This is a genomic window from Enterobacter cloacae complex sp. IR5418, from assembly GCF_049238105.1.
Classification (GTDB): Bacteria; Pseudomonadota; Gammaproteobacteria; order Enterobacterales; family Enterobacteriaceae; genus Enterobacter; species Enterobacter hormaechei.
Genome location: NZ_JBMKHS010000033.1, coordinates 22,034 through 38,599 on the forward strand (window position 1 = coordinate 22,034; position 16,566 = coordinate 38,599).

At 54.3% G+C, this 16,566-nt stretch carries 14 protein-coding genes and 1 riboswitch; of the genes, 7 read left to right on the top strand and 7 right to left on the bottom strand.

Annotated features, from left to right (window positions below):
• Positions 1 to 121: 121 nt before the first annotated feature.
• The 3 genes from ACOTX7_RS19755 to ACOTX7_RS19765 are packed head-to-tail and all read left to right on the top strand — an operon-like array spanning position 122 to position 3,908.
• Complete coding sequence (locus ACOTX7_RS19755) at positions 122 to 1,261, top strand: polysaccharide export protein (protein ID WP_006811273.1); 1,140 nt, start codon at positions 122 to 124, stop codon at positions 1,259 to 1,261.
• Positions 1,261 to 1,710, top strand: coding sequence for a protein-tyrosine-phosphatase (locus tag ACOTX7_RS19760; RefSeq protein ID WP_006811272.1), 450 nt, complete (start codon positions 1,261 to 1,263; stop codon positions 1,708 to 1,710). Before ACOTX7_RS19755 ends, ACOTX7_RS19760 begins: the two co-directional genes overlap by 1 nt.
• Complete coding sequence (locus ACOTX7_RS19765; RefSeq protein WP_221812907.1) at positions 1,710 to 3,908, top strand: polysaccharide biosynthesis tyrosine autokinase; 2,199 nt, start codon at positions 1,710 to 1,712, stop codon at positions 3,906 to 3,908. The genes ACOTX7_RS19760 and ACOTX7_RS19765 overlap by 1 nt, the downstream gene beginning before the upstream one ends.
• 44 nt (positions 3,909 to 3,952) lie before the next feature.
• Here ACOTX7_RS19765 and ACOTX7_RS19770 read toward each other — a convergent pair whose 3' ends face one another.
• The 4 genes from ACOTX7_RS19770 to ACOTX7_RS19785 all read right to left on the bottom strand — a co-directional run bounded on the left by ACOTX7_RS19770 (position 3,953) and on the right by ACOTX7_RS19785 (position 8,810).
• Positions 3,953 to 5,419, bottom strand: a complete 1,467-nt coding sequence (locus ACOTX7_RS19770; protein WP_006811270.1) for a pyridoxal phosphate-dependent decarboxylase family protein — start codon at positions 5,417 to 5,419, stop codon at positions 3,953 to 3,955.
• An 18-nt stretch (positions 5,420 to 5,437) separates the two neighbouring features.
• Positions 5,438 to 6,814 (bottom strand): diaminobutyrate--2-oxoglutarate transaminase, encoded by a 1,377-nt coding sequence (locus ACOTX7_RS19775; protein WP_006811269.1) that lies wholly within the window; start codon positions 6,812 to 6,814, stop codon positions 5,438 to 5,440.
• Positions 6,815 to 7,125: 311 nt separating this feature from the next.
• Positions 7,126 to 7,569: a hypothetical protein gene (locus ACOTX7_RS19780; protein WP_221256229.1), complete on the bottom strand. Its 444-nt coding sequence runs from the start codon at positions 7,567 to 7,569 to the stop codon at positions 7,126 to 7,128.
• 185 nt (positions 7,570 to 7,754) lie between these two features.
• Positions 7,755 to 8,810, bottom strand: coding sequence for a YadA C-terminal domain-containing protein (locus tag ACOTX7_RS19785; RefSeq protein ID WP_313771840.1), 1,056 nt, complete (start codon positions 8,808 to 8,810; stop codon positions 7,755 to 7,757).
• 616 nt (positions 8,811 to 9,426) lie between these two features.
• Positions 9,427 to 9,523: riboswitch (TPP riboswitch) on the top strand.
• 35 nt (positions 9,524 to 9,558) lie between these two features.
• Between ACOTX7_RS19785 and thiM the strand changes: the two genes are divergently transcribed.
• The 3 genes from thiM to ACOTX7_RS19800 are packed head-to-tail and all read left to right on the top strand — an operon-like array spanning position 9,559 to position 11,915.
• Entirely contained in the window at positions 9,559 to 10,329 is a 771-nt protein-coding gene (gene thiM, locus ACOTX7_RS19790; protein ID WP_221256228.1) for a hydroxyethylthiazole kinase, read from the top strand.
• On the top strand, positions 10,326 to 11,126 hold the full coding sequence (gene thiD / locus ACOTX7_RS19795; RefSeq protein WP_221256227.1) for a bifunctional hydroxymethylpyrimidine kinase/phosphomethylpyrimidine kinase: 801 nt from the start codon (positions 10,326 to 10,328) through the stop codon (positions 11,124 to 11,126). Before thiM ends, thiD begins: the two co-directional genes overlap by 4 nt.
• A gap of 42 nt (positions 11,127 to 11,168) precedes the next feature.
• Positions 11,169 to 11,915 (top strand): GntR family transcriptional regulator, encoded by a 747-nt coding sequence (locus tag ACOTX7_RS19800; protein WP_006811263.1) that lies wholly within the window; start codon positions 11,169 to 11,171, stop codon positions 11,913 to 11,915.
• Here the strand turns inward: ACOTX7_RS19800 and ACOTX7_RS19805 are convergent.
• The 3 genes from ACOTX7_RS19805 to ACOTX7_RS19815 are packed head-to-tail and all read right to left on the bottom strand — an operon-like array spanning position 11,889 to position 15,117.
• The gene (locus ACOTX7_RS19805) at positions 11,889 to 12,842 is read right to left on the bottom strand and encodes a PfkB family carbohydrate kinase (RefSeq protein ID WP_221256226.1); all 954 of its coding nucleotides are present in this window, start codon (positions 12,840 to 12,842) and stop codon (positions 11,889 to 11,891) included. The genes ACOTX7_RS19800 and ACOTX7_RS19805 overlap by 27 nt on opposite strands.
• Positions 12,839 to 13,843: an ADP-ribosylglycohydrolase family protein gene (locus ACOTX7_RS19810; protein ID WP_221256225.1), complete on the bottom strand. Its 1,005-nt coding sequence runs from the start codon at positions 13,841 to 13,843 to the stop codon at positions 12,839 to 12,841. Before ACOTX7_RS19810 ends, ACOTX7_RS19805 begins: the two co-directional genes overlap by 4 nt.
• The gene (locus tag ACOTX7_RS19815; protein WP_003859236.1) at positions 13,840 to 15,117 is read right to left on the bottom strand and encodes a nucleoside permease; all 1,278 of its coding nucleotides are present in this window, start codon (positions 15,115 to 15,117) and stop codon (positions 13,840 to 13,842) included. Before ACOTX7_RS19815 ends, ACOTX7_RS19810 begins: the two co-directional genes overlap by 4 nt.
• 248 nt (positions 15,118 to 15,365) lie before the next feature.
• On the opposite strand from ACOTX7_RS19815, the gene fbaB reads away from it, so the two are divergent.
• Positions 15,366 to 16,418 carry a class I fructose-bisphosphate aldolase gene (gene fbaB, locus ACOTX7_RS19820; protein ID WP_000129585.1) on the top strand — a complete coding sequence of 351 codons (1,053 nt, stop codon included), beginning with the start codon at positions 15,366 to 15,368 and terminating at the stop codon, positions 16,416 to 16,418.
• Positions 16,419 to 16,566 lie beyond the last annotated feature (148 nt).

Here is a 16,566-nt window from a genome sequence, read left to right on the forward strand (position 1 = left end):
GTTTTATATGATTTCTTTTCTTCGTTCGTTAAGTTATGGAATAACAGGTTATTGTTCTTAAAGAGAATTAAATTTCAATCGTACTTATGATAACCACTACTATAAAAGATATTTTTAATAAATGAAAAACACAACAGCATTCTCGCTATTATTATTAAGTATTTTCCCGTTATCCGGCTGCGTCTTTAGCCCGGGGCAGAACCTGAATGTCGAGGGAAAACAGGTTATCACCGCAGAAGATGCAAATTACGATCTTGAGAAACGCGTAGAGGTTTATCCTCTGACCCCCGCGTTAATAGAAAAATTGCGGCCTCAGGTCTTAAATTCTCAGGCAAATCCTAATCTGGATGAGCAGGTTAAAAACTGGGAATACCGTATCGGCACGGGTGATATTTTAACCGTTACCGTCTGGGACCACCCAGAGCTGACAACCCCGGCGGGGCAGTATCGTAGCGCAAGTGACACCGGTAACTGGGTGAATGCCGATGGCACGCTTTTCTATCCGTACATCGGAAAACTGCATGTGGCAGGTAAAACGGTCTCACAGGTGCGCGAGGAGATCACGGCCCGGTTGAACGACGTCATTGAAAGCCCGCAGGTGGACGTCAGTGTCGCCGCTTTCCGCTCGCAAAAAGCCTATATCACTGGCGAGGTGGTCAAGTCGGGGCAGCAGGCTATCACCAATATTCCCTTAACGGTAATGGATGCCGTGAACGCCGCGGGAGGCCTCTCCGCTGACGCGGACTGGCGTAACGTCGTGCTCACGCATAACGGTAAGGATTCACGCCTTTCTCTGTATGCGTTGATGCAGCATGGCGATCTCACCCAAAACAAGCTGCTTCATCCAGGCGACATTCTTTTTGTACCACGTAACGATGCGCTGAAGGTGTTCGTCATGGGCGAAGTCGTTAAGCAGAGTACGTTGAAAATGGATCGCAGCGGCATGACCCTCGCCGAAGCGTTGGGTAATGCAGGCGGGCTGAACCAGGACATGGCGGATGCCACCGGTATTTTTGTCATTCGTTCAGTAGCGAAAAAAGATCGGGCGGGCAAAATCGCCAACATCTACCAGCTCAATGCCAAAGATGCATCCGCAATGGTGTTAGGCACCGAGTTCCAGCTTGAGCCTTATGACATTGTGTATGTCACAACTGCGCCGTTGTCCCGCTGGAATCGTGTGATTACGCAACTTGTCCCTACGATAAGCGGTGTGCATGACATCACCGAAACGGTTCGTTACATCAGATCGTGGCCGCAATAATGTTCAATACCATTTTGGTGGTTTGCACCGGCAACGTCTGCCGTTCTCCCATTGGAGAGCGGCTTTTACGTCAGTACTTACCTGACAGACATATCACCTCGGCGGGGATATTTGGTCTTGAGGGACGGCCGGCGGATGACTATGCCCAGGAAGTGGCCTGGCGGCATGGGATCTCCCTCGACGGCCATGTGGCGCGCAAGTTGACGCGAGGGCTGATGCAGGAATCCGATCTTATTTTGGTTATGGAGCCGGAGCATCTTCGCTTTATTTCCGCCATGGCACCGGAGATCAGAGGGAAATCGCTGCTGTTTGGGCAGTGGCTGGAGCCGCAGGATATCCCCGATCCCTACCGTAAAAGTCGGGAAGCGTTTGAATATGTGTTCGGGCTATTGGGTAAAGCCAGCCAGGAGTGGGCACGTCGTTTGGGTCAGAAAGGAATGAAGCATTAATGTCGTCTTACACTACAGACAATTATGGTGCAGCGGCACCCCAGCAAAGTGAAATCGATCTTGTTCGTTTGCTCGGTGAAATGATCGACCATCGCACGATAATTTTGTGCGTGACGTTCCTGTTCACCCTGTGTGCGGGCATGTATGCCTGGGTTACGCCCCCTGTGTACCAGGCGGATGCGATGGTGCAAATCGAAAATAAACAGGATAACAGCCTGCTCAAAGGCCTGTCCCAGTTAAGCTCTGACGTTTCGCCAGATGTTGCCCCTGAACTATTGCTGCTCAAATCACGCATGATACTCGGCGAAACCGTCGATAAATTAGATCTGTCGTATCAGGCCACGCCGCGCGTGTTCCCTGTGGTGGGACGTCTCTGGCAACGTTTGCAGGGGCGTGGATTGGGCAAAATAACGTTAGGTGAACTCCAGATCCCACTGCTGGAGGCCAAACCGCAAGAACTTACGCTGACTGTTAAAGAAGAGGGCAAGTTCCATCTGTCGGGCGAAAACTTCGAGGCGGAGGGGGCGGTCGGAAAGCGGCTTGTTAAGCAAGGCGTCTCTCTGCTGGTGGGCTCGATTGCGGCGGAACCTGGTACGCAATTCTCTCTCAGGGCGTTGACGCGGCTGGAAACGATCAACGCGCTGAAGAAAAATCTTACGGTTGCGGAGTCGGCGAAGCAGAGCGGTATCGTGGCGCTGACCCTGACAGGCGAAGATCCCGATAAAATCGCCCGCGTGTTGAATGCGATTGCTGACAATTTCCTTGAACAAAATATTGCGCGTCAGGAGGCTCAAGATTCCCGTAGCCTGGCGTTTTTACAGGAACAGCTGCCGAAAATCAGAAACGAACTCGATCAGGCTGAAGCGCGGCTCAATGCCTACCGGGCACAGCGCGACTCCGTCGATCTGTCGCTGGAGGCAAAGTCCGTTCTCGACCAGGTTGTTAATGTTGAGAACCAGCTTAACGAGCTGACGTTCCGTGAGGCGGAGATTTCCCAGCTGTTTAAAAGGAGTCACCCGACCTATCGTGCATTAGCTGAAAAAAGACAAACGCTTGAGCGGGAACGCGATCGTCTGAATAACCGCGTGTCAGCCATGCCCTCCACGCAGCAGGAGATTTTACGTCTGAGCCGCGATGTTGAATCGGGCCGCACGATTTACTTGCAGTTGTTGACGCGTCAGCAGGAACTGAATATTTCCCGTTCCAGCGCCATCGGAAACGTGCGGATCATTGATACGGCCGTCACGCACCCGGAACCAATAAAGCCGCGAAAAGCGTTAATTATTATTCTTGGCACGTTGTTCGGGCTGGTGGTTTCTGTGGGCGGTGTGCTGGTACGTCAGGCATTTAAACGTGGGATCACCCTTTCCGAACAGCTGGAAATGCCGGGAACGCCGGTTCTGGCTACGTTGCCGCGTTCACAGTGGTTGTGGAAGAAAACGCATCTGCACAGAAAATTACCGTTTTCTCGTCAGTGGAAACACAAAACCACGGATGTGCCTTTCCTGCCTGTCGATCGGCCTGCGGATATGTTTGTTGAAGCGGTGCGCGGGTTACGTACCAGCCTGCATTTCACCATGATGGAGGCTGAGAATCGTATTGTCATGATTTCTGGCCCGACGCAGGACTGCGGGAAAACCCTGGTAGGGACGAACCTGGCGGCGATAGCCGGACAGAGTGGCCAGCGTGTGCTGTTTATTGATGCCGATATGCGCCAGGGCTATGTTCACAACATTTTTGGTCTGGATAATCGCTATGGACTGTCGAGCGTACTCGAAGGCAAACGCGACTGTGCGGAGGTGATTCAGCACGCTGAAAAAGGGGACATCGACGTCATCACCTGCGGGCCGACACCGCTGCGTCCGTTGGAATTGCTGTTAAGCGAACAATTCCTTTCCACTATGTCATGGGTAAATGAGCAGTACGACATCATCATTATTGATACCCCGCCAGTACTCGCTGTTACCGATGCGGCACTGGTTGCCAGAACAGCCGGAACAACGCTAATGGTTGCCCGTTACGACAAAACCAGCGTCAAAGAGATGGAGAATACCTTTAAACGTCTACAGCACGTTGGCGTGAAGATTAGCGGTACAATTCTCAACGATATTGTTAAGTCCAGAGCGCTCTTTTATAGCTCGGGGTGTAGTCACTATGAATACGATTATGCTTCGAAGAATCAGAGAGAAGGGCGGTAAAACGGGGAAAATAACCCCTCTCCCGGTCGGGAGAGGGGAAAGCGTTACTTCGCCAGAACTTCCTGTGCAGTACGCTCAACCAGAGACAGCAGGACTTTAACGTCCTCCAGCGTCACGGTTGGGTTCAGCAGGGTCAGCTTCAGGCAGGTGATACCGTTATGCTCGGTTACACCTACGTTTGCACGACCAGACTCCAGCAGTGCGTCACCAATTTTCTGGTTCAGCAGGGCGATACCGGCGTCATCCATCTGCGCCTGCGGACGGAAGCGGAACAGCACGCTTGCCAGCTGAGGCTGCATCACCAGCTCCAGCGCAGACTGCTCTTTCACGTAAGCCGCAACCTGCTGCGCCAGCGTCACGCCGTGATCGATAATGGCCGCATATTGTTCCTGACCCAGCGCTTCCAGGCTCATCCACAGTTTCAGCGCGTCGAAACGGCGTGTGGTTTGCAGAGATTTGGAAACCAGGTTAGGCACACCCGCTTCTTCATCGAACTCAGAGTTCAGATAAGCCGCCTGATAGCGCATCAGCTCATAGTGACGCGCTTCTTTCAGCAGGAATGCACCGCAGCTGATGGTCTGGAAGAACTGTTTGTGGAAGTCCAGGGTGACGGAATCCACCAGCTCAATGCCGTCCAGGTAGTGACGATACTGCTCAGACATCAGCAGCGCGCCGCCCCAGGCCGCATCAACGTGCACCCAGATATTCTGTTTCGCCGCCAGCTCAGCAATCGCACGCAGCGGATCGATAGCACCCGCGTCGGTAGTACCAGCCGTCGCGACGATCGCCAGAATCTGCTCGCCGTTCGCGTTGCACTGTTCGATTTTCGCCGCCAGATCGGTGAGATCCATGCGGGAGAATTCGTCAGTTTTCACCTGCACCACGGACTGGTAGCCCAGACCCATCAGCGCCATGTTTTTCTGCACGGAGAAGTGCGCGTTTTCTGAGCACAGTACGCGGATCTTGCGCAGATCGCCCACCAGACCGTCCTGCTGAACCGAGTGGCCCTGACGCGCAAAGAACGCATCGCGCGCCAGCATCAGGCCCATCAGGTTACTCTGGGTGCCACCGCTGGTGAAGACGCCTGCGTCGCCAGCCTGATAACCCACGCGGGTACGCAGCCACTCGATCAGCTTGATCTCAATGATGGTTGCGGACGGGCTTTGATCCCAGGAGTCCATACTCTGGTTGGTGGCGTTAATCAGCACTTCCGCCGCCTGGCTAACGACCAGACTTGGGCAGTGCAGGTGCGCCACGCACTGCGGGTGATGAACGGACAAACTGTCTTTCAGGAAGAACTCCACGGCGCGTTCAATCGCCGCTTCGTTGCCCAGCCCTTTCGGGTTGAAATCCAGCTTAATACGGTCGCGCAGTTCCGCGACCGTTTTGCCCTGGTACATCTCAGGCTGTTTCAGCCACTGCATCACAGCCTGAGTGCTTTGCTCAATCGCCTGCTGGTAAGCTTCAATGCTCTGCGCAGAGGAGAACAAAATTGGGTTTGAATCAGACATCGTAATCAACAACTCCGGTTACGCCGGGCGAACGCCCGCAGCAAGCAGTGCCTGCTCGAATTTATCCAGGAAGATTTTCAGCTCTTCATCGCTGATCAGCAGGGAAGGCAGCAGACGCAGAACGATACCGTTACGGCCACCACGCTCCAGAACCAGGCCCGCTTCGAAACATTTCTTCTGGATCAGAGCGGACAGCTCGCCATCACCCGGGAAGCAACCCATGTGGTCGGCGGCTTCATGTGGCTTAACGATCTCAATACCGATCATCATGCCCAGACCGCGAACGTGGCCGATCACCGGATAGCGTTTCGCCATCTCTTTCAGCTGGCCTTTCAGCCATTCGCCCTGAGCAGCCACTTTGCCTGCAATGTTCTGGTCTTTCAGGATCTTCAGCGTTGTCAGGCCGGTTGCCATCGCCAGCTGGTTACCACGGAAGGTACCAGTGTGGTGACCAGGCGCCCATGCATCGAACTGCTTCTTGATACCGAGCACAGCCAGTGGCAGACCACCGCCAACCGCTTTAGACATCACGATGATGTCTGGCTCAATACCTGCATGTTCGAAGGCGAAGAATTTACCGGTACGGGCAAAGCCAGCCTGGACTTCGTCGAGGATCAGCAGGATACCGTGTTCCTGAGTGACTTTACGGATGCGCTGCAACCACTCAACAGGTGCCGGGTTGACGCCGCCTTCACCCTGAACGGCTTCGAGGATCACCGCGGCAGGTTTACGCACGCCGCTTTCGACGTCGTTAATCAGATTTTCGAAGTAGTAGGTCAGCGCCTTCACGCCCGCTTCACCACCGATACCCAGTGGGCAACGGTACTCGTGTGGGTAAGGCATGAACTGGACTTCTGGCATCATACCGTCAACCGCTTCTTTCGGAGACAGGTTACCGGTGACGGACAGTGCGCCGTGGGTCATACCGTGATAACCACCAGAGAAACTGATGATACCGCTACGACCGGTCACTTTTTTCGCCAGCTTCAGTGCCGCTTCAACGGCGTCAGCCCCGGACGGGCCAGTGAATTGCAAGCAGTACTCTTTGCCCTGACCAGGCAACAGAGAAAGGAGGTATTCTGAAAACGCGTCTTTCAGAGGCGTGGTCAGATCCAGGGTATGTAACGGCAAGCCGCTGGTAATGACATTTTGGATGCTTTTCAGCACATCAGGATGATTGTGTCCAAGCGCGAGGGTGCCTGCGCCGGCTAAACAGTCAAGGTATTCTTTATTATCTGCATCGGTGATCCACACGCCTTCTGCTTTCGTGATGGCTAAAGGCAGTTTGCGCGGATAACTCCTGACGTTAGATTCAAACTCGGCCTGACGGGCCAGATAGGTTTCGTTGCTTTTGTGGGCATCTACGGTGTCAATACGGACTTTATCCGTCATCATATCACTCCTACAACCGCCGCTTCGTTATGAGCAACGATTGAATAAAAAGTTAAAAAACAGATGGGGCCTGAAAAAAACGCCGCCAATATAGAGCCTTTTGTCACCTGGCTCAATGGTTAATTTGTTTACTGTTTTGTGACACAGGGCACAGGGGAGAGTAGAACCTCGTTTTCAGGCGGAAAGTTGCAATTTATGGCAAATAAAAACAGTGGCTTACGTGTGATTTGTCAGCATTGTAAAATCAGACAAAAGTGTGTGACAAATCGTGCGATTAGCAAGAGAAAAGGAGGCGGAGAGCCTCCTTACGCTGTTTATTTCTGGGTAACGTGTAAAACGCCGTGTTCGCGCCCCTTCGTTTTATTCCACGACGCGTCCGTAATACCGTTTTCATCCAGGCTTAGCGATATCACAAAACCGTTACCCTGAATCTCATAGAAATTCGCATTCAGACGTTTAACGCTGGCTTTTTTGCCGTTGACCGTGGCGCTAAAAAAGCCGTTTGAAAGGGTGGCATTAACCGTATCCGACGAGAATGAGGCTTCTCGCAGGGGATCGTGAACGGATTCCGCTGGTTTGTGTTGTGCCGCGTTTTCCGCTTTGGTTTTGCTGATATCGCAGGAGCCATCGCCAGCGCTAATTTGCGTGCATCCTGAACGTTCTAATTGAGCGCGATAATGGGCGTTTATGGCGTGCGCAGGCGAGACACAACCTGCAAGCACGGCAGTACTTATAACTAACATCATTGATTTCTTCATTTTTTCACCTTAAAAACGACACAAATACCAGGAGACGTACATCACGCCGATCCAGATCCCGACCGAAATCAGCATCAGATACAGGGCTGCTGAAATAAAAATATATTTAGACATCTTTTTGTATCAACGAAATGCTCATCAGTAAAAAATGAGACTTTATATTTGTCCGATGATTGTTTTACGCTTTAAAAGCCCATTCCAATCCCAACCGAAGCACCCATATTATTCGCGGTATCATCTGAGAAGCTCACTTTCGCAATGACATGGGAATTAACGTTAACGGACGCACCGACAGCAAGCGCGCTCTCGCCGTTGTAAGTCGCGCCGCCAGCAGAGAACATGAGGCGCTGATTCGTTTGCACTTGTGGCAAACCCGCCATCGCCATCGCCCCTGAAATACCGGCATTGGCCTGCTTCTTATTATTGTCCACTTCATCACGCAGAGTTTTAAATTGCTGGCTGGTGTTAGTATTCATAGCCTGTAATGTCTGCCTGGTGGCTTGCAGATCCTGCGTGGCGGCGGTAACAGCCAGGCTATTTTTAGCGACCTTCGCCTGGGTAGCCGTATCCAGTTGTCGTTGTGTCACGGTGGTTGTTACACCATCTTTACCGTTATGACCGTCTGCACCGTCGCGACCGTTTCTTCCCGCAATGCCTTGTGCGCCAGTATCACCCTTATCACCTTTCATGCCTGTCGCGCCGGTATCGCCTTTATCGCCCTTCGCGCCAGTTGCACCGGTATCACCTTTATCGCCTTTCGCGCCAGTCGCACCGGTATCCCCTTTATCACCTTTCGCGCCATCTGTACCGTTGATGGGTTTAGGTGCATTTTCGAGAGCAGTAAGGCGGCTGTCCTGAATATTATCGACGTGTTGAAGGTTGATAATTGCTGCTCCGTTAGTCGCCACACCCTGTAGGGCCGCCTCACTTTTCAGACTGGCGGTATCGGCAAGCGCGCCTGCAAGCAACGCTTTCTGATGTGCGTCGTGAGCCATTTTATCCACGACCAACACGCCTAGTTTTGTGGACTGAAGGTCGTCATCAACCTGCGTTAAGCGGTTATCCGTTGCGATATCACGGTTAATGCTATCAGCTTTGTTTTGTGTAATCTGATTCTGATGGTCATCGACAATGTTAGTGATTTGCTGATTGTCCCAAACCGTATTCGCGGCTTCAGCGAGGCTTGTTGTACCCGCTAAGACAACGCCCATTACAAATATAGCAACAAAGGTTTTATTCATGGATTTCATTTGAAAAGCTCACATCATTAACTGTTGAAAAATACTGAAGCTGAACAGCTTTATTTTCTGGATTTAAAAAACGGATAAACGCTGTCTAAATCTTATTTAGTAACGCGAGTAAACTATCAATTAAACACAAACCAATGATTTTGATCTAAGTCATAAATATTATGAATAGTTCCGACGGCGTAAAAGTCATTTTGCGGTTGTTATTAGTGTAAACATTAAGGTGAAAATGACGTGGTAAATGAGCGGGTTAAATTAAGTGTTTAACAGAAATAAAATTCTGCAAAATAAATGTTTACATTAATATGCGGGTTTATTTCATACGAAAGAAGGTGGACTATCTTATAAAAGCGCTCCCGGTGCGTCATTATGGATAAAAATAAAATTTCCTCGCATAGAGAGTGAATAATGTTTTTCATGAGTTATTAACAAATCTAGCAGGATAATTTACTGAACAATAATGTATACATATTGAGCGTAGGTAATATCTTGCAGGTTATTGGTCACAACGGGTGGTTAACGGACAGCCCGAAACTCCTTGCACCCATGTTACCCCCCGGTTACACTACATGACTACGAATTGCTAGTTCGTAATATGCTGTTTTATAAGTAATTTGACTCGGGGTGCCCTTCTTTGTGAAGGCTGAGAAATACCCGTATTACCTGATCTGGATAATGCCAGCGTAGGGAAGTCAGATGCCTACCCGGTCATCGCTTCTTCACGTACGGCAGGAGCGAAACCATGCAGCCTGACCTGCTCGACTCACACGTTTTACATCAATTCCGAACCCGTTCTCCGCTCACGCACTGTATGACGAACGATGTCGTGCAGACCTTCACCGCTAACGTTCTGCTCGCGCTGGGGGCTTCCCCGGCAATGGTGATCGAAGCCGAGGAAGCGGAACAGTTTGCCGCACTTGCCGATGCGCTGCTCATCAACGTGGGTACACTCACCGCGCCGCGCGCCCAGTCGATGCGTCGGGCCATTGAGAGCGCAGTAGGCGCGGGCACTCCCTGGGTTCTGGATCCGGTCGCGGTTGGCGCCCTGGCGTTCCGCACCCGCTTTTGCCAGCAACTATTATCCCTTAAACCTGCGGCCATTCGTGGAAACGCCTCCGAAATCCTCGCCCTTGCCGGAATGAGTGCGGGCGGGCGTGGGGTGGATTCCACCGATACGGCGGCGAGCGCGTTGAGCGCTGCGCAGGCGCTGGCCCGCCAGACCCACGCCGTTGTTGTCGTCACAGGGGAAGTGGATCACATCACCGACGGCCAGCGAACCCGTAGGGTCGCGGGTGGCGACCCGCTGATGACCCGCGTGGTGGGGACAGGCTGTGCGCTCTCGGCGGTTGTCGCCGCCTGCTGCTCGCTGCCTGGCGACAGGCTTGATAACGCAACGGCAGCCTGCGGCTTTATGAAACGTGCAGGGTCAGTTGCGCTGTCTCATAGCCGTGGCCCCGGCAGCTTTGCCCCGGCGTTTCTGGATGCGCTTTACGCGCTGGAGGAGCAGGTATGACACGCATTAACGCCCTGACTATTGCGGGAACCGATCCCAGCGGTGGCGCGGGGATCCAGGCAGACCTGAAAACCTTCTCTGCGCTCGGCGCTTACGGCTGCTCGGTTATCACCGCGCTGGTGGCGCAAAACACGCGCGGGGTACAGTCGGTGTATCGCATTGAGCCGGATTTTGTCGCCGCACAGCTGGATTCGGTATTCAGCGATGTACGTATCGACACCACTAAAATCGGCATGCTCGCAGAGGCGGACATTGTTGAAGCGGTTGCTGAACGTCTCAAACATTACCGGATAAAAAACGTGGTGCTCGATACCGTGATGCTGGCCAAAAGCGGCGATCTGCTGCTGTCCGCCTCTGCCGTCGACACGCTGCGTAAAAAGCTGCTGCCGCAGGTGGCGCTGATCACGCCAAACCTGCCTGAAGCCGCCGCGCTGCTGGATGCGCCACACGCGCAAAACGAACGTGAGATGAAAGAGCAGGGCAATGCGCTGCTGGCGATGGGATGCAGCGCGGTGCTGATGAAAGGCGGTCATCTTGATGATGCCGAAAGCCCGGACTGGCTTTTCACCCGCGATGGCGCGCAACGTTTCACCGCCCCGCGCGTACAAACCAAAAACACCCACGGCACGGGCTGCACGCTCTCGGCGGCGCTGGCGGCGCTGCGTCCCCGTCACGCTAGCTGGGCGGAGACGGTACAGCAGGCGAAGATCTGGCTCTCCGGCGCGCTGGCAAAAGCCGATTCTCTGGAAGTGGGTCACGGTATTGGGCCGGTTCACCATTTTCATGCATGGTGGTAAGCCGTATACTGGCATAAAACCTTATGCCAGAGAAAAACAGAGATGGAACAAGCGCATACCCGGTTAATTGCTCAACTCAAGGAACGAATTGCCGCACCGGACAACACGCCGTTGTATCTGAAATTTGCCGAAACGGTTAAAAACGCGGTACGCAGCGGCGTGCTCGCGCACGGTAATATTTTACCTGGCGAGCGCGATCTGAGCCAGCTGGCCGGTGTGTCGCGCATTACGGTGCGTAAAGCAATGCAGGCGCTGGAAGAGGCCGGTGTTGTCACCCGCGCGCGTGGATACGGTACGCAAATCAACAATATCTTTGAATATTCGCTTAAAGAGGCGCGCGGGTTTTCTCAGCAGGTGGTGCTGCGTGGCAAAACGCCCAACACGCTGTGGGTCAATAAACGCGTCGTGAAGTGCCCGGAAGAGATCGCCCGCCACCTTTCCCTTGCGCCGGACAGCGATGTCTTTCTGCTTAAGCGCATCCGCTACGTGGATGACGATGCGGTATCAATAGAGGAGTCCTGGGTACCGGTAGGGTTAATCCCCAACCCGGACGACATCGGCGTCTCGCTTTATGATTACTTCCGCAGCCAGAATATCTTTCCGCAGCGCACCCGTTCCCGCGTCAGCGCCCGGATGCCGGACAGCGAGTTTCAGACGCACATAAAGATGGACGATAAGATACCGGTGCTGGTGATCAAGCAAGTCGCGCTCGATCAACAGCACCGGCCAATTGAGTACAGCATCAGCTACTGCCGCAGCGACCTATACGTCTTTGTGTGCGAGGAGTAGGGCCTCGCGCGTGGGGGCGCAGTCTCCACCGCGATGGCTGACTACCCAGGCGGCTACGGCATTGCCAAGCTGCACCGACTCTGGCAGTGACCATCCCGCGGCCAGCCCGGCAAGGGTACCTCCCGCATGGCTGTCACCCGCGCCGATGGTATCGACCACGGTAGCCGGGAACGCCGGAACGTGTCCGGAAGCGTCGCCGTCATACCAGATCGCCCCGTCTTTATCATGGCGCACGATCAGCGCAGCGCCAAACCGTTGCTGCCACTGTGTGCCGAGCTGTTCCACGTTCACGCCAAGCCATTCGGCGGCAAGTTCCGCCTCCTGCCGATTGAGCGAGACGATCGGTTTACAGGCCATGATCCGCGCCATCAGCGGGTCGGGAATATCTGCGATGCGCGGACCGAAATCGATAAAGAGCGTCACATCCTGAAGGTTTTCCAGCCAGGCCGTCAGCAACTCACCGCTGGGGGACGCCAGCTGGTAGCCGGACAACGAGATCAGGCTCCCGGCCGGTATGCTTAACCCGTCCAGCCAGCGCTGCTGCCACTGGTTCTCCACGCCGCTAAACGACATAAAGGTCCGTTCACCGTCAGGCTCCACAAGCGCCAGACACCAGCCGTTATCGCCCGTTTCCGCTTCCACGGCGCTGTGCAGATCCTGCTTCGCCATGGCGTTACGGATAATATCGGCCCACACTCCGTGACCGACGGGAAGGGCATTTTGCGCTGCTATGCCGAGCCGCTTCAGGGCGATGGCGATATTCAGCGCGCAGCCGCCAATATTCACTCCCTGTTGCTTCAGCTCGATATCACATCCGCGCCAGGGCAGGGCGTAGGCGTCGGCAATCACGTCGATGACCGCCGCGCCAAGCACCGTTACGGGTCGCGTGGCGTGAAGGGTTTCGAGACGGCGGGCAAAAGCACTCATACCCCCTCCCTTTGCTCCCGGAAGTGCAGCAGTTTTTCGCAGTAAAGGCCGAAATCAAGCCGGTTTACGGCATCAAGTTCGTTTTTTAGCGCCAGATCAATGGCCTGGACACCGTGCAGCGCGCCGCAAATGGCCGTTGCCATCGCGCCGATAGTGTCAGTATCACCGCCCAGGTTGGCGCACAACACCGCGCAGCGGTTTGGATCGGTGCCTGCCAGTTCGACCATCGCAATCGCCGCCGGAACGGACTCAAGGGTGCTCGTTCCCGCGCCAATAAGCTGATAGACCTGCTCGCTGGCGGATTCCGTACCGTTGGCTTCGCGCACGGTTTTCAGGGCCAGTTCAATCCGGGCGGAAAGCGATGCGCTGAAGGTGGTCGTGTTCGCCTCCTGCGCCGCGCGGGCAATGCCCGGCAGGGCATCAGCGATGTTCTGCCAGCGCTCGCCGTCGATCGCGCGTGAAACCGCCCACGCGATCACCACCGCACCGGCGATGGCGAGATCCGATTTATGGGTCGGGCTGGAGGCTAACGCAACCTGTTCCACAAAGTGGGCCAGACGCGTGGCTGGCAGCAGACAGCCTAGCGGAGAGGCGCGCATCGCCGCCCCGTTGGTGACGCCGTTGTTTTCCAGCTCGCTCACCGGTTTGCCGTCACGGATGGCGTTCAGGGCAATTTTGGAGGTCGGGCCGAGCACATTCTTATTGAACGCGTCGAAATCCAGCGCCCAGTCCAGAATATGCTTACCGATAACGTCAGGATTAATCTCCCCGTCGCATTCGATAATCGCATCGGCCAGGCACAGCGCCATCGACGTATCATCCGTAAATTCGGCCTGTTTAAAGTAGCAGGCGGCATTATTCTCAGCCGGGCCGGGTAAGAAACGGTCGATCCAGCCGAAGTGCGCTTTCACCCGCTTGCGCGGCCACAGCTCCGACGGCATCCCCATCGCATCCCCTAACGCCTGCCCGTAAAGAGCACCGAGAATACGGTCTTGTTTCATTTAACTTCCCCTCGTGTCAGCGCGGTATCGCCATCAACCACCTCAATTGCGGTGATCTCTTTATCCGATTCGCGGAAAAACAGCATAAACAGCACGGCAATCACCACAATCATGATTGCACCAAACGTCCACATTCCGGCCCAGTTGAAGGTCAGCCCATTCACCGGCTCTTTATATGCGAACATTTTTTCCATCATCACGCCGCCGAGACGGTAACCCAGCAGGCTACCAAAGCCCTGACAGCACAGCGTGATCAAGCCCTGCGCCGCGTTGCGCATATGCACGGGCGCTTTTTTATCCACGTAGATGTACGCGGTGACGTAATAGAAGTCATAGCTCACGCCGTGCAGCAGAATGCCGAGGAACAGCAGGGCGTAGGTGAAGTATTGCTCGGCGCCGCCGTAAACAAAGAAGCCGTAGCGAATGGCGGCGGTGATCAGGCCCAGCAGTAAGACCTTCTTAATACCAAAGCGTTTGGTAAAGAACGGCAGGGCGAGCATAAAGAAGATTTCAGAGAACTGGCCGAGGGTCATCCAGCCGGTGGCGTTTTTCATCCCCACTTCGGTGAGATAGCCGTTGGCAAAGATGTAGTAGAAGGCCAGCGGCATGGCAAACAGGAACGAGCAGAAGAAGAACACCAGGAAGTTTTTATCGCGCAGCAGGATCAGCGCATCCAGCCCCAGCATCACTTTGAAATCCAGCTTGCCGGTGCTCTTCGGCGGGGTATTCGGCAGGAACAGCGCGAAGACGCCGAGCAGAAGGGAGCTGGCAGCGGTCATCAGCAGCGGAATATTGGTGTCAGAGATGTCGCTATAGCCCATCATCTGCGGCAGGAAGCCGCACGCCAGGCCAGAGGCGATCCAGCCGATGGTACCCATCACACGGATGCGCGGGAAATCAGCCTCCACATCATCGACGTTCGCGAAGGCAATGCTGTTGGTCAGCGCGATGGTCGGCATATAGGTCAGGGAGTAAGCCAGCAGCAGCGGGAAGAAGGTGCTGAACTGGGTTTGCTGCGCCGCGAAGTACATCAGAATCGCGCCTGCGAACATCAGCACGGCCAGGACTTTTTGGGCGGCGAAGAAACGGTCCGTCAGCGAGCCGACCAGGATGGGAGAGAGGATCGCGGCTATTGCGGTACAGGCGTACGACCAGCCGATTTCTCCGGCGGTAAACCCGCTCTTACTCAACCACAGCCACAGTGGCACAAACCATGCGCCCCAGATAAACCATTCAACGAACATCATGAATGACAGTTGGACTTTCGTTTTCATTTTTTAATCCTGCATGTCAGAGGTACGCTTGTAACATACCATGTGATAATACCTTTTAAATACCTTTAAGGCGATTGTTTGATCAGTGTAACAAAAATGTTGTACACGAAACGAGCCAGCAGATTGTGCTTAAAAAAGTTGCAAATGGTGGAAAATAGGTTAAGTCGGTACCAGGCTTAGTCTGCCTCCAAAAACGTGGGCTTGGATCACACGCTCCGACATCACGTCGGACTTACGGGAGCATCACTATGACTGATATTGCGCAGCTGCTTGGCAAAGACGCCGACAGCCTTTTACAGCATCGTTGTATGACCATTCCAGCCGACCAGCTTTATCTGCCTGGCCATGATTACGTAGACCGCGTCATGGTCGACAACAACCGTCCGCCTGCCGTACTGCGAAATATGCAGACGCTTTACAATACCGGCCGTCTGGGTGGGACCGGGTATCTCTCCATTCTGCCTGTGGACCAGGGCGTGGAGCACTCGGCAGGGGCGTCGTTTGCGGCTAACCCGCTCTATTTTGACCCAAAAAACATTGTTGAGCTGGCGATTGAGGCGGGCTGTAACTGCGTGGCCTCTACCTATGGCGTGCTGGCGTCCGTGTCGCGTCGCTATGCCCACCGCATTCCGTTCCTCGTCAAACTGAATCACAACGAAACCCTGAGCTACCCGACCGAATATGACCAGACGCTGTATGCCAGCGTCGAACAGGCGTTCAACATGGGTGCGGTGGCGGTTGGGGCGACGATCTATTTTGGCTCTGAACAGTCGCGCCGTCAGATAGAAGAGATCTCCGCGGCGTTTGAACGTGCCCACGAGCTGGGCATGGTGACCGTGCTGTGGGCTTATCTGCGCAACGCATCGTTCAAGAAAGATGGCGTGGATTACCATGTTTCAGCGGATCTGACCGGTCAGGCAAACCACCTGGCGGCGACCATCGGGGCGGACATTGTGAAGCAGAAAATGGCCGAGAATAACGGTGGCTATAAAGCGGTGAACTTCGGTTACACCGATGACCGTGTTTACAGCAAGCTGACCAGCGACAACCCGATCGACCTGGTGCGCTACCAGCTGGCGAACTGCTATATGGGCCGCGCCGGGCTGATTAACTCCGGCGGTGCGGCAGGCGGTGAAACCGACCTGACCGACGCGGTGCGCACGGCGGTGATTAACAAACGCGCCGGTGGTATGGGGCTGATCCTTGGCCGTAAGGCGTTCAAAAAATCCATGGCCGACGGCGTGAAGCTGATTAATGCGGTTCAGGATGTCTATCTGGACAGTAAAGTCACCATTGCCTGATGCCACCGTATCCCTCTCCCGGTGGGTTGAGGGATCCCCACAAATGAATGCGAGCAGTGAACCATCCCCTCGCCCCTTTGGGGAGAGGGTAGGGTGAGGGGCACATACGGCGGTAGTGGTCATTCCGTTCACGTTATGTTCCTTGCTA